The sequence below is a fragment of the Microbulbifer sp. CnH-101-G genome (assembly GCF_052466775.1).
Window position 1 is genome coordinate 3,120,900 of the sequence record NZ_CP174292.1, and the last position, 16,343, is coordinate 3,137,242.

Genomic DNA, 16,343 nt, shown 5'->3' on the forward strand with positions numbered 1-16,343 from the left:
CTCGGTTTCTAACTAAACTCCGCGTGCGGAGCACCGTCAAACTGCACAATCACAGTAAATTTTGACGGATACCTGAAACAACACAGGGCGCGGGCCTCTGAAAGTAAGGCGCCGCGCCCCTGAAGTTCTCCGGCAGCTACTGTAAAAGCTGCCGCCGGAAATGCAAGCGAACGCTTACTTACCTTCTTTCTTGTCGTCCTTTACTTCTTCGAACTCGGCGTCAACCGCATCGTCGCCAGCGGAGGACTGCTGCTGTTCACCTTGAGCGCCTGCACCACCAGCGGCACCTTCGGCGCCAGCGGCCTGGGCCTGTTCGGCGTACATCTTCTGCGCAACCGGGCCGGAAGCTTCGGTCAGCTTATTGGTAGCGGCTTCCATAGCAGCCTTGTCGTTACCTTTCACCGCCTCTTCCGCTTCTTTGATGGCCGCTTCGATCGCAGACTTCTCTTCAGCGGTAGCTTTGTCACCAGCTTCTTCCAGGGTCTTCTTAGTGGCAGAGATCAGGCCGTCAAGGGTGTTGCGGGTCTGCACCAGCTCCTCGAACTGCTTGTCCGCTTCGGCATTCGCCTCGGCGTCCTGAACCATCTTATCGATCTCGTCCTCGGACAGACCGGAGGAGGCCTTGATCACGATGGACTGTTCTTTGCCAGTCGCCTTGTCCTTCGCGTGTACATGCAGGATGCCGTTGGCATCGATATCAAAGGTCACTTCGATCTGAGGTACACCGCGGGGGGACGGCGGGATATCGGCCAGGTCAAAACGACCCAGAGATTTGTTCTGGGAAGCCTGCTTGCGCTCACCCTGTACTACGTGAATGGTTACCGCAGTCTGGTTATCTTCCGCAGTAGAGAACACCTGGGACTTTTTGGTCGGGATAGTGGTGTTCTTGTCGATCAGCGGAGTCGCAACGCCACCCATGGTTTCGATACCCAGAGTCAGCGGGGTTACGTCCAGCAGCAGTACGTCTTTCACGTCACCGGACAGTACCGCGCCCTGAATGGCAGCACCCATGGCAACGGCTTCGTCGGGGTTAACATCTTTGCGCGGCTCTTTGCCGAAGAACTCAGTGACTTTCTGCTGAACCAGCGGCATACGAGTCTGACCACCAACCAGGATCACTTCGTCTACGCCAGAGGCGGACAGGTCGGCGTCCTGCAGGGCAATTTTCACCGGCTCCAGAGAGCGGGTTACCAGCTCTTCCACCAGGCTTTCCAGCTTGGCGCGGGTCAGCTTAACCACCAAGTGCTTAGGACCGGTGGCGTCTGCAGTGATGTACGGCAGATTCACTTCGGTCTGCTGGCTGGAGGACAGCTCGATCTTGGCTTTTTCTGCAGCTTCTTTCAGACGCTGCATTGCCAGGGGGTCGCCCTTCAGGTCGATGCCCTGGTCTTTCTTGAACTCGTCTGCGAGGTATTCGATCAGGCGCAGGTCGAAGTCTTCACCACCGAGGAAAGTGTCACCGTTGGTGGACAGTACTTCAAACTGCTTCTCACCATCGACGTCCGCAATTTCGATAATGGAGATATCGAAAGTACCACCGCCCAGGTCGTATACCGCTACGGTGCGGTCGCCACCCTGCTTGTCCAGGCCGTAGGCCAGTGCAGCGGCAGTCGGCTCGTTGATAATACGCTTCACATCCAGGCCAGCAATGCGGCCGGCGTCTTTGGTAGCCTGACGCTGGGAGTCATTAAAGTAAGCCGGTACGGTAATTACTGCAGCTTCAACTTTCTCGCCGAGGAAATCTTCCGCGGTTTTCTTCATTTTTTTCAGGACTTCGGCAGAGATCTGCGGCGGAGCTTTTTTATCGCCTTTCACTTCTACCCAAGCGTCGCCGTTGTCGGCTTCAGTGATGGTGTAAGGCACCATCTTGATATCTTTCTGGACAACGTCGTCCTTGAATTTACGGCCAATCAAACGCTTAACCGCAAACAGGGTATTCTGGGGATTGGTCACCGCCTGACGCTTGGCGGACTGGCCCACCAGGATTTCGTTGTCGTCAGTGAAGGCAACAATAGAAGGCGTAGTGCGATCGCCCTCGGCGTTCTCGATTACACGCGCTTTGTCACCATCCAGTACTGCCACACAGCTGTTGGTAGTACCCAGGTCGATGCCGATAATTTTTCCCATTTGTAAAATCCTCGATTGATGCGCGCTGCCAGATTTGTTCTGTCTACAACGCGCGAATAATTCTTCTGTTGTCAGCTATATTGGTGCCGGCCGATAAAATTCAAGGCCGTTTTCCACACCTGCCGTTACGGCGCTTTGCTAACCACCACCATGGCCGGGCGCACCAGGCGACCGTTGAGGCGATACCCTTTTTGAAACACATCCATCACCGTATTTGGCTCCACCTCCCCGTTCGGCACCTGGGTCATAGCCTGGTGCAATTCCGGGTCGAAGGGCTCGCCGGCCGGATCGACAACTTCCACGGAATTTTTCGTCAAGGTATCGACGAAAGATTTGTGGGTTAGCTCGATACCTTCCACCAGCGCTTTGTTGGCTTCATCTTTGGTATCGATAGTGGCGAGGGCACGCTCCAGGTTGTCTACAACCGGCAGTAAATCTTGCAGTAGTTTTTCTACTGCAAATTTGCGTGCGCGCTCCACATCTTGCTGAGCACGACGGCGAGCATTCTGCTCCTCGGCCTGGGCGCGCAGGGCGAGGTCCTTCTGCACCGTTAACTGCTCCTGAAGCTTGATAATTTCATCGTGCAGCGCATCCGCACTTTCGGCTTCTTCGTGCAAGGCTTCTTCAGCCTGCTCTCGCTCGGCTGCGGAGGGGTCTTCAATCTCCGCGGAAACCGCCTCGTCTGCCTTTGTCAGGTGCTCATCAGCCAGGGCTTCCGGCTGCACCCCCTCGGTAATCTGATCTTCTTCGCTGCGCTCTCTGGCCACTGCTTTCTCCGTCGCGTCGACTCTGTCAGTAATGAGTTGGGCCCGTCCCGCGGGCTCTGGGGGCTATATGGGGCCATCCCCGCACAGTTCAAGTGGTTTTTAGCGCCCAGGCATTCCGGCAGGGTAATGTGGCCCAGCCCCTATAGCTAACCGGATGGGGATACTGTATAAATAACCACTACAAAGTGGGCCGAAAGCCTATCGATACAACAAGGACATAAAAGCGATACCTATGTTGCTGCACCTGTCTATCAGCCAATTCACCCTGGTGGACCAACTGGAGTTGGAGTTCGGTCCCGGAACCAGCACGCTCACCGGCGAGACCGGCGCGGGAAAATCCATCACATTGGATGCTCTAGGGCTCGCCCTGGGCGGCCGCGGCAGCGCCGAACTGGTGCGCGCAGGTGCCCGGCGTGCCGATATCTGTGCCACCTTCGATATCTCCGGCTACCCCAGTGCGAGCGACTGGCTCCAATCCCAGGAGCTGGATAGCGGGCAGGAAGTCATACTGCGGCGCACTCTCGGTGCCGATGGCCGCTCACGGGCATACATCAACGGCCAGCCAGTCACCCTGCTGCAGCTGCGCGCCCTGGGCGAACAGTTGATTGATATCCACAGCCAGCACGAACACCAATCCCTACTTAAAAAAGAAACTCACCGCCGCCTACTGGACGAGTTCGCCCAAGCCCAAGAGCTGACCGCCGAAACCCGCAGCCGCTATAAGACCTGGCAGGACCAGTACCGCCGCTACCGCAATCTGGCCGACAGCGCCGAGGAGGCCGAGGCCCGACGAACCCTGTTACAGTACCAACTGCGTGAACTGGAGCAGTTGGATCTGAGTGAAGGAGAGATAGAAGCGCTGGAGAGTGAGCAACGGCAGCTGGCTAATGCCGGCGACATTCTTAATGGCAGCTATCAACTCGCCGCGCTTTTGTCCGGTGGTGAGGGGGATATTGCCGAACAACTGCACCGCGCCCTGCAACTGCTTTCCGCCATGCCCGAGCAGGCACCGGCCTTAGTTGAAGTCGCGCAAATGCTCGATAGCGCGCGCATCCAGATCGATGAAGCAGCTGGCACCCTATCCCGGCATATCGACCGTTTCGAAATGGACCCTGAGCGGCTCGCCGAAGTTGAAGAGCGCCTCAGTGCAATTTATCAATCTGCGCGCAAGCACCGCGTGCAGCCCAATGAGCTGCCCGCTCTTCAGCGACAATTGCAAGAGGAGCTGGACGATATCGGCACCGAGGACACCCTGGAACGCCTCGCCGACACCTGCAGCAAGTTAGAAAAGGAATTTCGCACTGTCGCCACAAAGCTGAGCAAGTTGCGGCAACAGGCGGCGTTAACACTCGCCGAGTCGGTTAACCGACAGCTGGTGGATCTGGCTATGCCCCACGCCAAGGTCGAACTTGCCCTACAGGCTCTGGATAAACCCTGCAGCCACGGCTTGGAAGAGGTGGAAATCCTGATTTCCACCAACCCCGGCCAGCCACCGCGCCCCCTGGGTAAAATTGCCTCCGGTGGTGAGCTTTCCCGGGTAAGCCTCGCCATTCAGGTGGTGACGGCACAGACCTCGCGCACCCCCACCCTGGTTTTTGATGAAGTAGACGTGGGCATTGGTGGTGCCACCGGTGATGTGGTTGGCCGTCTGCTGCGCCAGCTTGGTGAGACCCGCAATGGCTGTAGCGGCCAAGTGATTTGTGTCACCCACCTGGCACAGGTGGCGGCGCGGGCCCACCGCCAATATCTGGTAGAGAAGCACAGCGATGGGGAGCAGGCGTTTGTCGCCCTGCGCGAGCTAAAAAATGAGGGGCGCCGTGAGGAAATCGCGCGCATGCTGGGCGGACAACCCAGCCCCCAGTCACTGGCTCACGCGGAGGAGATGCTGACCAGGGCGCTATGAGCTGAACCTAACGCCCGCTTCAAGCCACCGAGACAAACCACCGAGACAAGCCGCCGAACGCATTATCCAACTGACCAGCAAGACAGCCCACCTCTCCCACTGAGGAGGTGGGCAATCATTGCGTGTAGATCAATAAATAACCGCCAACAATCCGGCAAAATAGCCGGCCAGCCGGTGATAAATGCCGTTTTAGGACAAATAGACCAAATATGACTGGGTGTGGCAGCGAAAGTCACCATATACTGGGCCGCTTGTTTGACTTTGTTTGAGTAGTATCGGCCGAGTTTATGCAGAGAACGATTTTTAACACCCCGATTGTCACACCGATGCTGCGCCAAGTAGCCAAGCTACTGCTGAAGCTACACGGTTGGCGCGTCAAAGGCGATCAGCAATCCCTGAAGCTGAAAAAATATGTCTTGATCGGGGCTCCTCACACCACTAATTGGGACGGCTATTACTTCATTCTGGCCGCACTTAAACTGAAGATGACTCCGCAGTGGATGGGTAAGGACAAACTGTTCCAATTCCCCCTCGGAGGCCCCATGCGCTGGTTTGGCGGTATCGCCGTGGACCGCAGCAAGGCCAACAACCTGGTGGATGCCACCGTCCGCCAGTTCAAGCTGCGCAAGGAACTGATCATTGCCATTCCACCCGAAGGCACTCGCGGCTTGAGCGAGCGCTGGAAATCCGGCTTTTACCATATTGCACGGAGCGCCAAGGTGCCGCTGGTATTGGGCTTTATCAACTTCTCCAAAAAAGAAGTGGGCATTGGCCCTATCGCGCAACTGGGGGAAAACCTGGAAGCGGAACTGAATAAACTCAGGGAGTTCTACGCGGATAAAGTCGGGAAATTCCCGGAACTCTATACTCCGCCCTGCCAACCTCAGCAGTAAGCGGGCATGTAATGGGTGCGGCGGCCGCCGCACCCGATAGGCTTACTTCTCTTTCGCCTTCACATACAGCACCAAGCTGTGACCTGTCAGCTCATAGCCATGCTCTTCGGCGATCTGGCGCTGTAACTCTTCGATTTCCTCATTGTGAAACTCGATGACCTTTCCGGTATCAGTGCACACCATATGATCGTGGTGATCTCCGCGATCCAGCTCGAATACGGAATGGCCACCATCGAAGTTGTGACGAACAACCAGGCCCGCGCTCTCAAACTGGGTCAGCACCCGGTAGACGGTAGCCAGCCCGACATCCTCCCCCGCTTCCAACAGTAGCTTATACACATCTTCAGCACTCAGGTGCTGCTCACTGGTGCTTTCAAGCAACTGCAGAATCTTAACCCGCGGCAGAGTGACCTTCAGACCGGCCTTGCGCAATTCCTGGTTTTCGTTCGACATGAATAGATATTTCCCGACAGGATTTATGAATTGTCTTTACTTGCATCAGCCCACTGAAGAGGTCTATACCCGAATAAGACCACAGATTCCCGCCTGTCAGCGAGCCGACTCTTCGGGTATTATCCCATGCCGAACGGAGTCAGCGGAACCCCAGCTATCCAGACAAGGGGAAATCGCAGCGGGAGGGAACTTTCCCTGTACACAGGGGCCTATTCCGGTTAGCCGTTAAATATCGGTGCCAGAGATGCCGTATGAAAGAACATAATGGAGCAATGAATGCCGCCTAGCCTGAAATTTATCGCCATTGCCAGTCTGTGCGCCCTTCTCGGAGCCTGCACACTGGTTAAGTTTCCCGGTGTGCACCGCATTGAGGTACAGCAGGGCAATATCATTACCCAGGAGATGGTCGACCAGCTGAAGCCCGGTATGACCCGCCGCCAGGTACAATTTGTTCTCGGCACTCCGCTGCTGGAAGACACTTATAATCCCAACCGCTGGGACTATATCAACCGCGTTCGCGACAAGAAGGGCAAAATCACTCAGAAACGCTTTAGCGTGTATTTTGAAGAGGATTCCCTGGTGGCCACCAGTGGCGACTGGCAGCCGGCAGGCTGGCCTTAAGCCTCCGGGCCCTCAGCGTCTTTCTTTTTCTCGGCCAATCGCTTGGCCTTCTCGGCGCGCTGCTTGCGCGCCTCCTTCGGGTCAGCGATCAGCGGGCGATACACCTCAACACGGTCGCCCGGTTGCAGCTCATAGCTTTCCGCCGGCGCCAACCCCTTACTGCCCAACACCTGACCAAAAATACCCATTTTGGCAGTGTCCGGGTCTACTTCCGGGTACTCTTTGGGAATACCCGAGCGAATCAGAGCCTCTCTTGCGGTAGTCCCCTCTTTTACCAGCAAGCGCATCAAGCGCTGCTCGTGGGGCAACGCGTACACCACCTCCACCGAAATCGTTTTTTCTTCCATCATTGGGGCTTCCCGTAAATTTCCTCAGCGCGCGTACACATCACCGCCACCATTTGATTGGCCAGATCGCTAAACAATTTGCCCGCAGCGGCGGCAATTAAGCGGCTTTTCATAGAAAAAGACAGAGAGAAAGTCACCTTGCAGGCGCTTTCCGCCAAGGGAGTAAATATCCAGTGCCCGGTAAAATTCTCGAAAGGCCCATCCACCAGGGTCAGAGTCATACTGGTTGGACGCATCAATTGGTTGCGTGTGGTGAAGCTCTGGCGAATACCCGCGCGCGATAAATCCAGACGCGCCTCCAGGGTTTCTTCATCCCGGTAGAGGATTTCGGCACCGCGGCACCCCGGTAAAAACTGCGGGTAACTGGCCACATCATTGACCAGATCAAACATTTGTTCCGCGCTGTACATCACCAGCGCGCTGCGCTCTATTTCAGTCATTCCTGTTGTCTAATCCAGTCCGCCAGGCGAAATCGCCTGGGATTGTCGTTCGGCCGCTAATTTTGCCAGTCGGCGCTACTCAAGCAAGACAATTCCTGTAACAATCGCATTTTTTGCCGGCGGGACAAACCCGACCCCGTCGGAATAACAAAAATGACAAGCTGTATCTGATAAAAAATAATAGCGAGAGTACTATGACCGCAGTGAGAGAGCATTTTGGGTCAAGGCTGGGCTTTATCCTAGCCGCAGCTGGTTCCGCAGTTGGCATTGGTAATCTGGTGGCATTCCCCGTAGCGGCCACCAAGAGCGGAGGCGGTGCTTTCCTACTGGTCTATGCACTCTTCGTTTTTCTGATCTGTCTGCCAGTCATGATGGCAGAGCTAGCTCTGGGGCGACGCACTGATAAAGACCCGGTTGGCGCCTATCGCCAGCTCTCCAACGGTTCACATCTGTGGCGCATTCCTGGCTGGTTTGCCCTGATCACGCCTTTTATGATTGCCGTATTTTATTTGGTGGTCACCGTATGGGTACTCGGGTACCTGGTTGAAACCGTCACTGGCAACCTCAACCTGCTCGCCACGCCCGATTTCTTTATCCACTTTATCAACACCCCCAAGGTATTTATTTACCTAGTGGTATTAATGCTGATTATTAATGCCATTCTCGCTATGGGCGTAAAAGACGGTATTGAGCGCGCGGCAAAAACCCTGATGCCGATGCTGTTTGTGATGCTGCTGGGCTTGGTCATTTTTGTTCTGACCCTGGACAACGCCCTCCTGGGAGTGAAGTACTACCTGGTACCAGATTTCAGCAAGATTGATGGCAATGTAGTGAGCAAAGCCATGGCCCAGGCCTTCTTCTCGCTATCTCTGGGTATGGGCATCATGATCACCTACGGCTCTTATATGAAGAAACGGGACTCTATCCCCGGTTCCTCCCGCGCCGTTGCCATCACTGATACTCTGGTGGCATTTACCGCGGGCCTGTTGATTCTGCCCAGTATTTTCCACTTCAACCCGCAGATTGATCCCTCCGAGCTGAGCGAATCCTCCGCCGGTATGATCTTCCTGTTTTTGCCGAAGATCTTCCTCGCCCTGCAGGACAGCATCGGTTATACCGGAGCCAGCGCAGTGGCCGCCGTGTTCTTCTTTTTGGTACTAGTGGCCGCGATCACCTCACTGGTTTCCATTATCGAAGTACCCATCGCCACCCTGCGCGACGAGCGCGATATGGAGCGTAAAACAGCCATTTACTGGGTTGCGGGAGTACAGTTTGTACTGGCCATCGCTTGCGCCGTCTCCTTTGGCATGGTCAACTGGTTCACTGAATTTGTACAGTTGGCCGGCGTTAACAAGTCCTTCTTCGATCTGGTAGAGATTATTTTCTACGACACCATCCTGCCCTTAAACGGCCTGCTGGTGTGTCTGTTTGTGATCTACAAGTGGAAGAAAGCCAACTTTGACAAGGAGCTACAAGAAGGCGACCCCGCCTTTGCCGGCTCTTTCTCACAAAAATACGTAAACTTCTCCCTGGGCACCTTTATCCCATTGATACTGCTGTTGATCTTTATCAACACCGTGGCCCTGAAGTTTTTTGGACACAGTTTTATCTAGTCATTAGAAGTTTTCATGGCCAAGAAAAAGAAAGCGCAAACATCCAATACCATCGCCCTCAACAAGAAGGCGCGTCACGACTACTTCATCGAAGAGAAGTTTGAGGCGGGCGTTGAGATGCAGGGCTGGGAAGTGAAAAGCTGTCGTGAGGGCAAAGCCCAGCTCACCGACAGCTATGTCATTTTCAAAAATGGCGAAGCCTGGCTGCTGGGTTCCAATATCCAGCCGCTCGCCAGCGCCTCCACTCACTATGTGACCGAGCCCGACCGCACCCGCCGCCTGCTGCTCACCAAGCGTGAGCTATCCAAGCTGATCGCCGCTGTTGAGCAAAAAGGCCACACCGTGGTTGCCACCGCGCTGTATTGGAAAGGGCATCTGGTTAAGTGCGAAATCTGCCTGGCCAAGGGTAAGGCCATGCACGATAAACGGGAAACCGAGAAGAAACGTGACTGGAACCGCGAGAAGCAGCGCCTGATGCGCGCCACGCACAAGTAGTGCACAAAAACCATTAGAAGAATAATTACGGGATTTAGTATGAGTGCACCCCGAGGACAATTCAGCTCGAATATTGGCTTTCTGATGGCCGCCGCCGGGTCCGCCGTAGGCCTCGGCAACATTTGGGGCTTCCCCACTAAAGCCGCCAGCAACGGCGGCGCCGCCTTTGTCGTGGCCTATCTGTTTTTGGCCTTCGCCCTCGCCTACCCAGCGTTGATGGCCGAACTGACCATTGGCCGCTACGCACGGCGCAATATGGTACAGGCACTGCGCGCCATCTCCATTGGCCCAGTCAGCCGCTTCTTCGGCGGCCTCACCGGCTTTGTCGGCATCTTGGTAGCCTCCCTGATTCTGAGCTTTTACGCCATTGTGGCCGGCTGGATGGTGGCCCACCTGGCAGAGCCTTTCGCCGCCCTTTTTGGCGCCCAGGAAGCCGTCCAATGGCTCACGGAAAACAGTACCCAACGCAATCTGATCTTTACCGCAATTTTCAGTGGTCTCACCATGCTGATTATTGCCAGTGGTGTAGAGAAGGGCATCGAGCGCTGGTCCACCCTGTTGATGCCCTCGCTGATTATCCTGCTGCTGCTTTTGATCGCCTATGTACTCACCCAGCCCGGCGCCTTTACCGGCCTGGAGGTTTACCTGATGCCAGACTTCAGTCACTTCACCCCGAAGTTGCTGATCTCTGCCATGGGCCAGGCCTTCTTCTCCCTGTCTCTGGGTGTTGGCACCATGCTGATCTACGGCTCCTACCTGAGCCAACAAGAGAGCTTGCCGCGCCTGGGCGCCCTGGTAACCCTGATCGACGTGGGCATTGCCTTCACCGCCGGCCTGCTGATCCTGCCCGCCATGTATGTGGCACAGGAAGCCGGCACCCAGATCTTCGCTGCCGACGGTGCCCTGATCGCAGGACCCAACCTGATCCTGCAGGTGCTGCCAGCCCTATTCGATACCATGGGTGAAGCCGGTGTGTTCGTCGCCATTGCCTTCTTTGCCCTGATGGTGATCGCCTCCCTCACCTCCTCTATCTCTATGTTGGAAGTACCGGTGGCTTTCTCTATCGAGAACCTGGGCATCCCCCGCCGTATTGCCACTCCGGTGGTGGGCCTGGTGATCTTTGCCATTAGCAGCACCATCATTTACAACTTCGACAGCCTGTTTGGACTGGCAGTCAGCATCAGTACCGAATACGGTCAGCCTCTACTCGGTATTGCCCTTTGTATTTTTGCCGGCTGGATCTGGCGCCGTGACCAGCTGCTGAGCGAACTGAAGAAAGGCCACGAAGGCATTGAGCATACCCTGTTCTGGAAAATCTGGCCCTGGTATGTGCGCATCGTATGCCCTCTGCTAATCCTGGTAGCCTTCGCCCAATCGATACTGTAACGCTTTTTCTAACTGTCCCGGCGGCCACCGCTGCCGGGACTCCCCACTCGCCCCCTGCCCCCTCATCAAAGCTCCCAAAAACTCCCTGGCGCATAAAAATTTATTGCAATGCCCAAGTTTGGGGTATACTTAGATGACACACGAGAGTGTTTCTTATCGGGGATGACTTGGATTCGACGCCGGTGACGAAACCTTGGGTGCATGCCGTGATGGCAGCGAATCACGTAAATCCAAAGCTGTATTTTATTAGTTGCCAACGACGACAACTACGGTGCCCAACTCGCTGCGTAAGCAGCTTGTGAAGCACTAACTAAGGGTTCGTCCCTTAGCAGTCTTCAGCAAGGTTCCAGTATCGCGCTGTAGACTGTTATATAGAACTGGATCGCCGCAAGCCATGTCCGTGGGCAAGCGGTTAAACAACTTACGGGATCGCCCTATACGTCCTGACCGCCGGGCTGTAATGGGTTAAATCAATTGACGGAGCTAAGCATGTAGAGCCTCTGGCAGAGTGCTGACGGACGCGGGTTCGACTCCCGCCATCTCCACCAAATCGCTGTCTTAGACAGCCCTCAAAAGCCCCGCAAACCTAGTGTTTCCGGGGTTTTTGCTTATCTGGACCATCCCAGTTAATCTAAGCTAACCCGTCCAAATCCAGCCTCAAGTGGACGGGTTATTGGACGGGTTGATAGTAGTGCCACCGTCCAACCCGTCCAAATTCCATGGAAGGTGAGCTATGCCGCTGTCTGACACCAAGGTCCGCGCCCTCAAGCCCCGCGAGAAGAAGTACATTGAGTCCGATGAGAAAGGACTGGCAATCGAAGTGACCCCGACCGGGGCCAAGCGTTGGGTATTCCGTTTCCGCCTGCATGGCAAACGCCCAGAAATGGCAATTGGGCTCTACCCCGATGTAAGCCTAAAGCGCGCCCGCGAACTCCGTGATGAAGCCCGCCAGCATGTTGCCGAAGGTATCGACCCTCGCGATATAAAACGCGTCCGCAAAGAGTCCGCCCTGGAAGCCAACCGCAACAGCTTCGCCGCCGTCAGTGATGAGTGGTTCGCCGCCAAGATGGCGCACCTCTCCAGCTCATCCAAGGACCGCGCCACCCTCGCACTAGAGCGTGACCTAAAGCCCTATTTGGGTAAGCGTCCTATCTCCGAGATAAGCCCGCCGGAAGTACTGCGGTGCCTGCGCCGTATTGAGAGCCGGGGAACCCTGGAGACTGCCCACCGGGTAAAGCGAGTAGCCAGCCAGGTATTCCGCTTTGCCGTGGCCACCGGAAGGGCCGACCGCGACCCCACCACAGACCTGACCGGCGCACTCACCCCCACCAAGAAGAAACATCTGGCAGCTATTACTGACCCCACTGAAGTTGGGCGCCTGCTAACCGCCATAGAGGAATACCAAGGCACCCCAGTAGTGAGAGCCGCCCTCAAACTATCCCCTCTCCTATTCTGCCGCCCTGGAGAACTGCGCAAACTGGAGTGGGCCGAAATTAACTGGGAGGCCAAGCAAATAGAGCTGCCCAGCGAAAAAATGAAAATGGGCCAGCCGCACATTATCCCTCTTGCAGAACAGTCGCTGGCAATACTGCGGGAGCTGGAGCCACTCACCGGCCGTTGCAAATATGTCTTCCCCTCAGCCAGAGGGCAAAGCCGTCCACTCTCCGATAACGGCGTGAGAACCGCACTCAGGTCACTGGGCTATGACAATGAAACCATGACTGCCCACGGCTTCCGCGCTATGGCCCGCACTCTCTTGGATGAGGTTCTGGGCTTCCGTGTAGATTACATAGAGCACCAGCTGGCCCATGAAGTGAAAGACACGCTGGGACGCGCTTACAACCGCACAAAGCACTTAGAACAGAGAGCGGCAATGATGCAGAAGTGGGCAGATTACCTCGACAGCCTCAAAGCTAGCGAAAAAGCAGGGAATGTCATCGCGGCGAACTTTAGCAATCGATAACGGACAATCGAATTTCAGCGCCTAGGGTAGCTCCCGAAAGGCCACAACCCTTAGTGGCTTGGCGCTGAATCTAAATGAAAGGGAATCTCTGATAGGGAGAGATAAAATAATGAAAGACTGGTACAACCTCGGCCTAACCTCATTAAATAAAGCATTCAAAGAAGACTCCCAGCTCGACCTGCACTCTCTAGCGCTGGCCATTGATAAAGGGGAGGTTCGTATTTATACGCACCTACCAGAAAGTAAACTCAATGGCATTTACTGTACCGACTCTAATGGTGACTTTGTTTTTGTCGAGAAGGAAACATGGAGAGCCTCAGGCTTTAACAATGAATCCGAAGTGCTTCAAATAGATGAGCCTTCAAGTAAAGGCATCGCCAACCACATCATGGTTAGCCTGACAAGCGAGGAGCAATTTAGCGCTTTAGAATCCGCATTACCTGAACAATGGATAAGTCTGATAGATAGTGAAAAGGCAGGGAAACTAGTCGCACTACAAAAAATGTGGTTTGCCGACTGGCCGGATAGAAGCAGAATCCCTAAGGATTTATTTGACCACTATATGGGAAGAATGGATTTTCCTGATTCACCAGGGGGGAGGTTCTTCGTAAAGAGTAGCTCCTTATTACACCCATCTATTGGGGGCCTGATGGTGCAGCTTGCAGACCTCCAGAAGTTCGACGGTTCGGCGTCTTCCGATATCGAGCCCAACCCTCCCAAATCTAAATCAACCCCCGGACATGGGGCCGCTATGGCCCCTCACTGGGGGGAGGGTCTCAGAACTATCATTCATTTATCAAATCGCATGTGGGGCCCGCATGCAGTGGACCCCTCAGATGAAGATACTTTCCCGCTCAATACAGAAGTCATTGCAGAGTTCGAAGCTAGAGGCTTTAACAATCGAATAGCAAAAGAACTCGCAAAAGCCATTCGTCCTGACTGGGGAAAGGTTGTTTCAAGAAAAAAGCTAATTATAGAGTGACACCGCCAAAGCTAGACCACACTTAGCTTTCCGCCAAAGTGTCACTATTTGGGTGTCACTGTGACACCCTTAAACCTGTTTTTTTATCCAGCTTTCCTGCATATCTTAAGTGTCAGCCCCAACAAACCCATAGGAGAGCTGACAAGTGCAGACCAATCTAATTCACCAACCAACCATAAACCCTTCCGCTATGTACCGGGCTCGAGATTGCGCCCGGTTTTACTCCATTGGTTTATCCACCTGGTGGAATTGGACCAAAACAGGCAAAGCCAAGCGAGGGACAAAGTTAGGACCAAAGACCACAGTGTGGGAAGGGGCCTACCTGCTTGAGCTAAAGCAAAAGCTAATCAATGAAGCCGAATGCTGCTAAGGGGGGAGATAACCATGGAGATAATCAAAACCGCCCCGGCACAGAGCGGTCCCGATACACAAGATAAGCCAAGCCATATTAACAACAACACCCAAGCCGCAGAACACTCAACCAGAAAGGTTTGGCGCGCCTTATCACCTAGACAAGTGCGAGCGCTGGAAACTTTGCTCACTGGTCCATGCAGCCGGGAAAAGCTCGACAGAGTGACAGGGGCCAGCAACGGCCCCAACGTAATCATGCAGCTCAGAAGACGCGGAATAACCATTCAGTGCCGGATGGAGGAGCATATAGACCGCGATGGCATTGCAGGGCGTCACGGCGTTTACTGGTTGCCTGATAGCGAGCGTCAACGTATTGGCTCCCTTAAGTTGCTGGGGGGCTAATGGCTGAATCTGCTAGAGAGCTTTTACAACGGCTTCTAGCGCGTGGTGATGGTGTGGCGGTCGATGGTGGCCGCCTTACCTTAGCCCCTGCCAGTGGCCACCCTGTGCCCGCTGAGTGGCTTTCCGAACATGAGCGGCCCCTTATCACCGAAGCAGCCCGTTTAGCTGGTGTGGAGCCCCTGGAATATGTCAGCTATTCAGTGGGGAACTATGGTCCCAGCAAGCGCGGTGGTGTATCCCTGCAATTCCGCAGCCTGGCAGATGGCAGCGAGCGCTATTCCGTATTCAACGTGGAGACACGACGCAACAGGACCACCAAGCACGGCAAGAAAGGCTCCCCCCTGCCCGCAGGACAATTCCGGATAACAACTCGCTTCAAGTTCTACGGGTTCTGGTTATCCACGGGCTTACCTGTGCCGCGGCGTCTAAGTGCCTTTCACGATTACATGGGCAAACTTGCCGGCTTGGTTTTCACCGGTACGGCGGCAGATGGTGAGCGCCTGAGTGATGTCCGCCCACTCTCACTATGCAACGCCGATTTACTGGAGCTAATGGGGGTGAATCTGCCGGACAACTCCCGGACAAGTGCCGGACAACTTCCGGACAACTCCCGGACAAAACTTCCGGACAAGGAAATCCAGCAAACCCAGCAACCACGGGGAATACAGCCAATTCAAACTACGGGTGAAAAAAAGCACGGTAATACGGTAATAAGGGAACGCGGGTATAAGGGAACACCTATTCCCCCCCAAGAACAGACCAATGAGGAATGGTTAGCCTGTTATGAGCGCGCGGGGTGATTTAATAGTTTTAGGTGCCCTATCCAGATTTGAGCAGCCAAACTGCTTGATTAAATATTGGCAGCACATTCGACGCCCGGCATTGAAAGGTTTTACACTGGGCAAGCATACTGGAGGCGTTGCGGCAAAATCCGTAACCGGGATTGAGACCCCGAAAATATCAGGCGACCCGGAACCGCCTACCCCTGTATGCGGTTTTTTTGTGTCTGGACCTTATGGTCTGTAGCCCTTTTTTGGTGGGCTGGCACAGGGGGCCTTGTGCCCGCCGTTCCTGATAGCGGTAGTCTCAACCTGTGTACAGCCCGCCACCCGATGAGATTGAGACCTCAAGGGCAGCGGCTCACCCAATATCAGGAGCCCAAGCCATGGCAAACCAAGCCCCAGTTGTTTCAACCCCTCAAACCGATAACTTCCTTGGTCGTTCAATCGATATCGCAAACCTCAGCCTGGAATCGCTGAACAAGCTGCGCACCCTCTTCCAGAGCATCAGCCAGATATCCGAGGATAAAACCACCAGCCAAGAACTGGCTGTTATCGGCGCCCACCTTGCCGATGAATGGGCAAACCTAATCGACTGTGAGCGTGAAGACCTGGAGCGCCTGGAGGGCAAGCAGTAAGCGCGAGGACTGCTCAGGCCCAATGTATTAAGGAATATTAAGGTGGAATCGGGAGCAGGCAGCCTCAACAGGGGTGCAGAACAGATGAGGTGCCTGCCTGGCCGTACAGAATTACTGAGAAATACTGAGGTGGCCTATTAGCGCCGCTGAGGCGGGTCAACACCAATACACCCCATGGCCAAT

General features: G+C 54.9%; 16 protein-coding genes and 1 other RNA gene. 12 read left to right on the forward strand and 5 right to left on the reverse strand.

What is annotated here, in order from left to right; all coding sequences use genetic code 11:
* Nucleotides 1–174: 174 nt before the first annotated feature.
* Both dnaK and grpE read right to left on the reverse strand, forming a co-directional pair.
* Nucleotides 175–2,127: a molecular chaperone DnaK gene (gene dnaK / locus ACJJID_RS13815; RefSeq protein WP_444919978.1), complete on the reverse strand. Its 1,953-nt coding sequence runs from the start codon at nucleotides 2,125–2,127 to the stop codon at nucleotides 175–177.
* A 125-nt stretch (nucleotides 2,128–2,252) separates the two neighbouring features.
* Nucleotides 2,253–2,894 (reverse strand): nucleotide exchange factor GrpE, encoded by a 642-nt coding sequence (gene grpE, locus ACJJID_RS13820; protein WP_444919979.1) that lies wholly within the window; start codon nucleotides 2,892–2,894, stop codon nucleotides 2,253–2,255.
* A 232-nt stretch (nucleotides 2,895–3,126) separates the two neighbouring features.
* On the opposite strand from grpE, the gene recN reads away from it, so the two are divergent.
* Together recN and ACJJID_RS13830 are read left to right on the forward strand one after the other, a co-directional pair.
* Nucleotides 3,127–4,797, forward strand: coding sequence for a DNA repair protein RecN (gene recN / locus ACJJID_RS13825; RefSeq protein ID WP_444919980.1), 1,671 nt, complete (start codon nucleotides 3,127–3,129; stop codon nucleotides 4,795–4,797).
* 287 nt (nucleotides 4,798–5,084) lie between these two features.
* Nucleotides 5,085–5,690 (forward strand): 1-acyl-sn-glycerol-3-phosphate acyltransferase, encoded by a 606-nt coding sequence (locus tag ACJJID_RS13830; protein WP_444919981.1) that lies wholly within the window; start codon nucleotides 5,085–5,087, stop codon nucleotides 5,688–5,690.
* Nucleotides 5,691–5,732: 42 nt separating this feature from the next.
* On the opposite strand, the gene fur is transcribed toward ACJJID_RS13830, so the two are convergent.
* A complete protein-coding gene (gene fur / locus ACJJID_RS13835) occupies nucleotides 5,733–6,143 on the reverse strand; it encodes a ferric iron uptake transcriptional regulator (protein WP_020414626.1) in 411 nt (136 codons plus the stop codon).
* Nucleotides 6,144–6,419: 276 nt separating this feature from the next.
* Here fur and ACJJID_RS13840 point away from each other — a divergent pair, with 276 nt between their 5' ends.
* Nucleotides 6,420–6,764 (forward strand): outer membrane protein assembly factor BamE, encoded by a 345-nt coding sequence (locus ACJJID_RS13840; protein ID WP_152454816.1) that lies wholly within the window; start codon nucleotides 6,420–6,422, stop codon nucleotides 6,762–6,764.
* Here ACJJID_RS13840 and ACJJID_RS13845 read toward each other — a convergent pair.
* Together ACJJID_RS13845 and ACJJID_RS13850 are read right to left on the reverse strand one after the other, a co-directional pair.
* Nucleotides 6,761–7,114, reverse strand: coding sequence for an RnfH family protein (locus tag ACJJID_RS13845; RefSeq protein WP_444919982.1), 354 nt, complete (start codon nucleotides 7,112–7,114; stop codon nucleotides 6,761–6,763). The two genes, ACJJID_RS13840 and ACJJID_RS13845, sit on opposite strands and share 4 nt — an antisense overlap.
* Nucleotides 7,111–7,551, reverse strand: coding sequence for a type II toxin-antitoxin system RatA family toxin (locus ACJJID_RS13850; protein WP_444919983.1), 441 nt, complete (start codon nucleotides 7,549–7,551; stop codon nucleotides 7,111–7,113). Before ACJJID_RS13850 ends, ACJJID_RS13845 begins: the two co-directional genes overlap by 4 nt.
* A gap of 194 nt (nucleotides 7,552–7,745) precedes the next feature.
* Between ACJJID_RS13850 and ACJJID_RS13855 the strand changes: the two genes are divergently transcribed.
* From ACJJID_RS13855 to ACJJID_RS13895, 9 genes are all read left to right on the forward strand, one after another.
* Nucleotides 7,746–9,164 carry a sodium-dependent transporter gene (locus ACJJID_RS13855; RefSeq protein ID WP_444919984.1) on the forward strand — a complete coding sequence of 473 codons (1,419 nt, stop codon included), beginning with the start codon at nucleotides 7,746–7,748 and terminating at the stop codon, nucleotides 9,162–9,164.
* Nucleotides 9,165–9,179: 15 nt separating this feature from the next.
* A complete protein-coding gene (gene smpB / locus ACJJID_RS13860) occupies nucleotides 9,180–9,659 on the forward strand; it encodes an SsrA-binding protein SmpB (protein WP_152454820.1) in 480 nt (159 codons plus the stop codon).
* A 39-nt stretch (nucleotides 9,660–9,698) separates the two neighbouring features.
* Nucleotides 9,699–11,045: a sodium-dependent transporter gene (locus tag ACJJID_RS13865; protein WP_444919985.1), complete on the forward strand. Its 1,347-nt coding sequence runs from the start codon at nucleotides 9,699–9,701 to the stop codon at nucleotides 11,043–11,045.
* Between the two features lie 158 nt (nucleotides 11,046–11,203).
* Nucleotides 11,204–11,593, forward strand: a transfer-messenger RNA (tmRNA) gene (gene ssrA / locus ACJJID_RS13870).
* 185 nt (nucleotides 11,594–11,778) lie between these two features.
* Entirely contained in the window at nucleotides 11,779–13,008 is a 1,230-nt protein-coding gene (locus ACJJID_RS13875) for a tyrosine-type recombinase/integrase (protein ID WP_444919986.1), read from the forward strand.
* A gap of 109 nt (nucleotides 13,009–13,117) precedes the next feature.
* The gene (locus ACJJID_RS13880) at nucleotides 13,118–13,990 is read left to right on the forward strand and encodes a hypothetical protein (protein ID WP_444919987.1); all 873 of its coding nucleotides are present in this window, start codon (nucleotides 13,118–13,120) and stop codon (nucleotides 13,988–13,990) included.
* 384 nt (nucleotides 13,991–14,374) lie between these two features.
* Nucleotides 14,375–14,743 (forward strand): hypothetical protein, encoded by a 369-nt coding sequence (locus ACJJID_RS13885; RefSeq protein ID WP_444919988.1) that lies wholly within the window; start codon nucleotides 14,375–14,377, stop codon nucleotides 14,741–14,743.
* Nucleotides 14,743–15,543: a hypothetical protein gene (locus ACJJID_RS13890; RefSeq protein ID WP_444919989.1), complete on the forward strand. Its 801-nt coding sequence runs from the start codon at nucleotides 14,743–14,745 to the stop codon at nucleotides 15,541–15,543. The genes ACJJID_RS13885 and ACJJID_RS13890 overlap by 1 nt, the downstream gene beginning before the upstream one ends.
* Before the next feature lie 365 nt (nucleotides 15,544–15,908).
* Nucleotides 15,909–16,160, forward strand: a complete 252-nt coding sequence (locus tag ACJJID_RS13895; protein WP_444919990.1) for a hypothetical protein — start codon at nucleotides 15,909–15,911, stop codon at nucleotides 16,158–16,160.
* Nucleotides 16,161–16,343 lie beyond the last annotated feature (183 nt).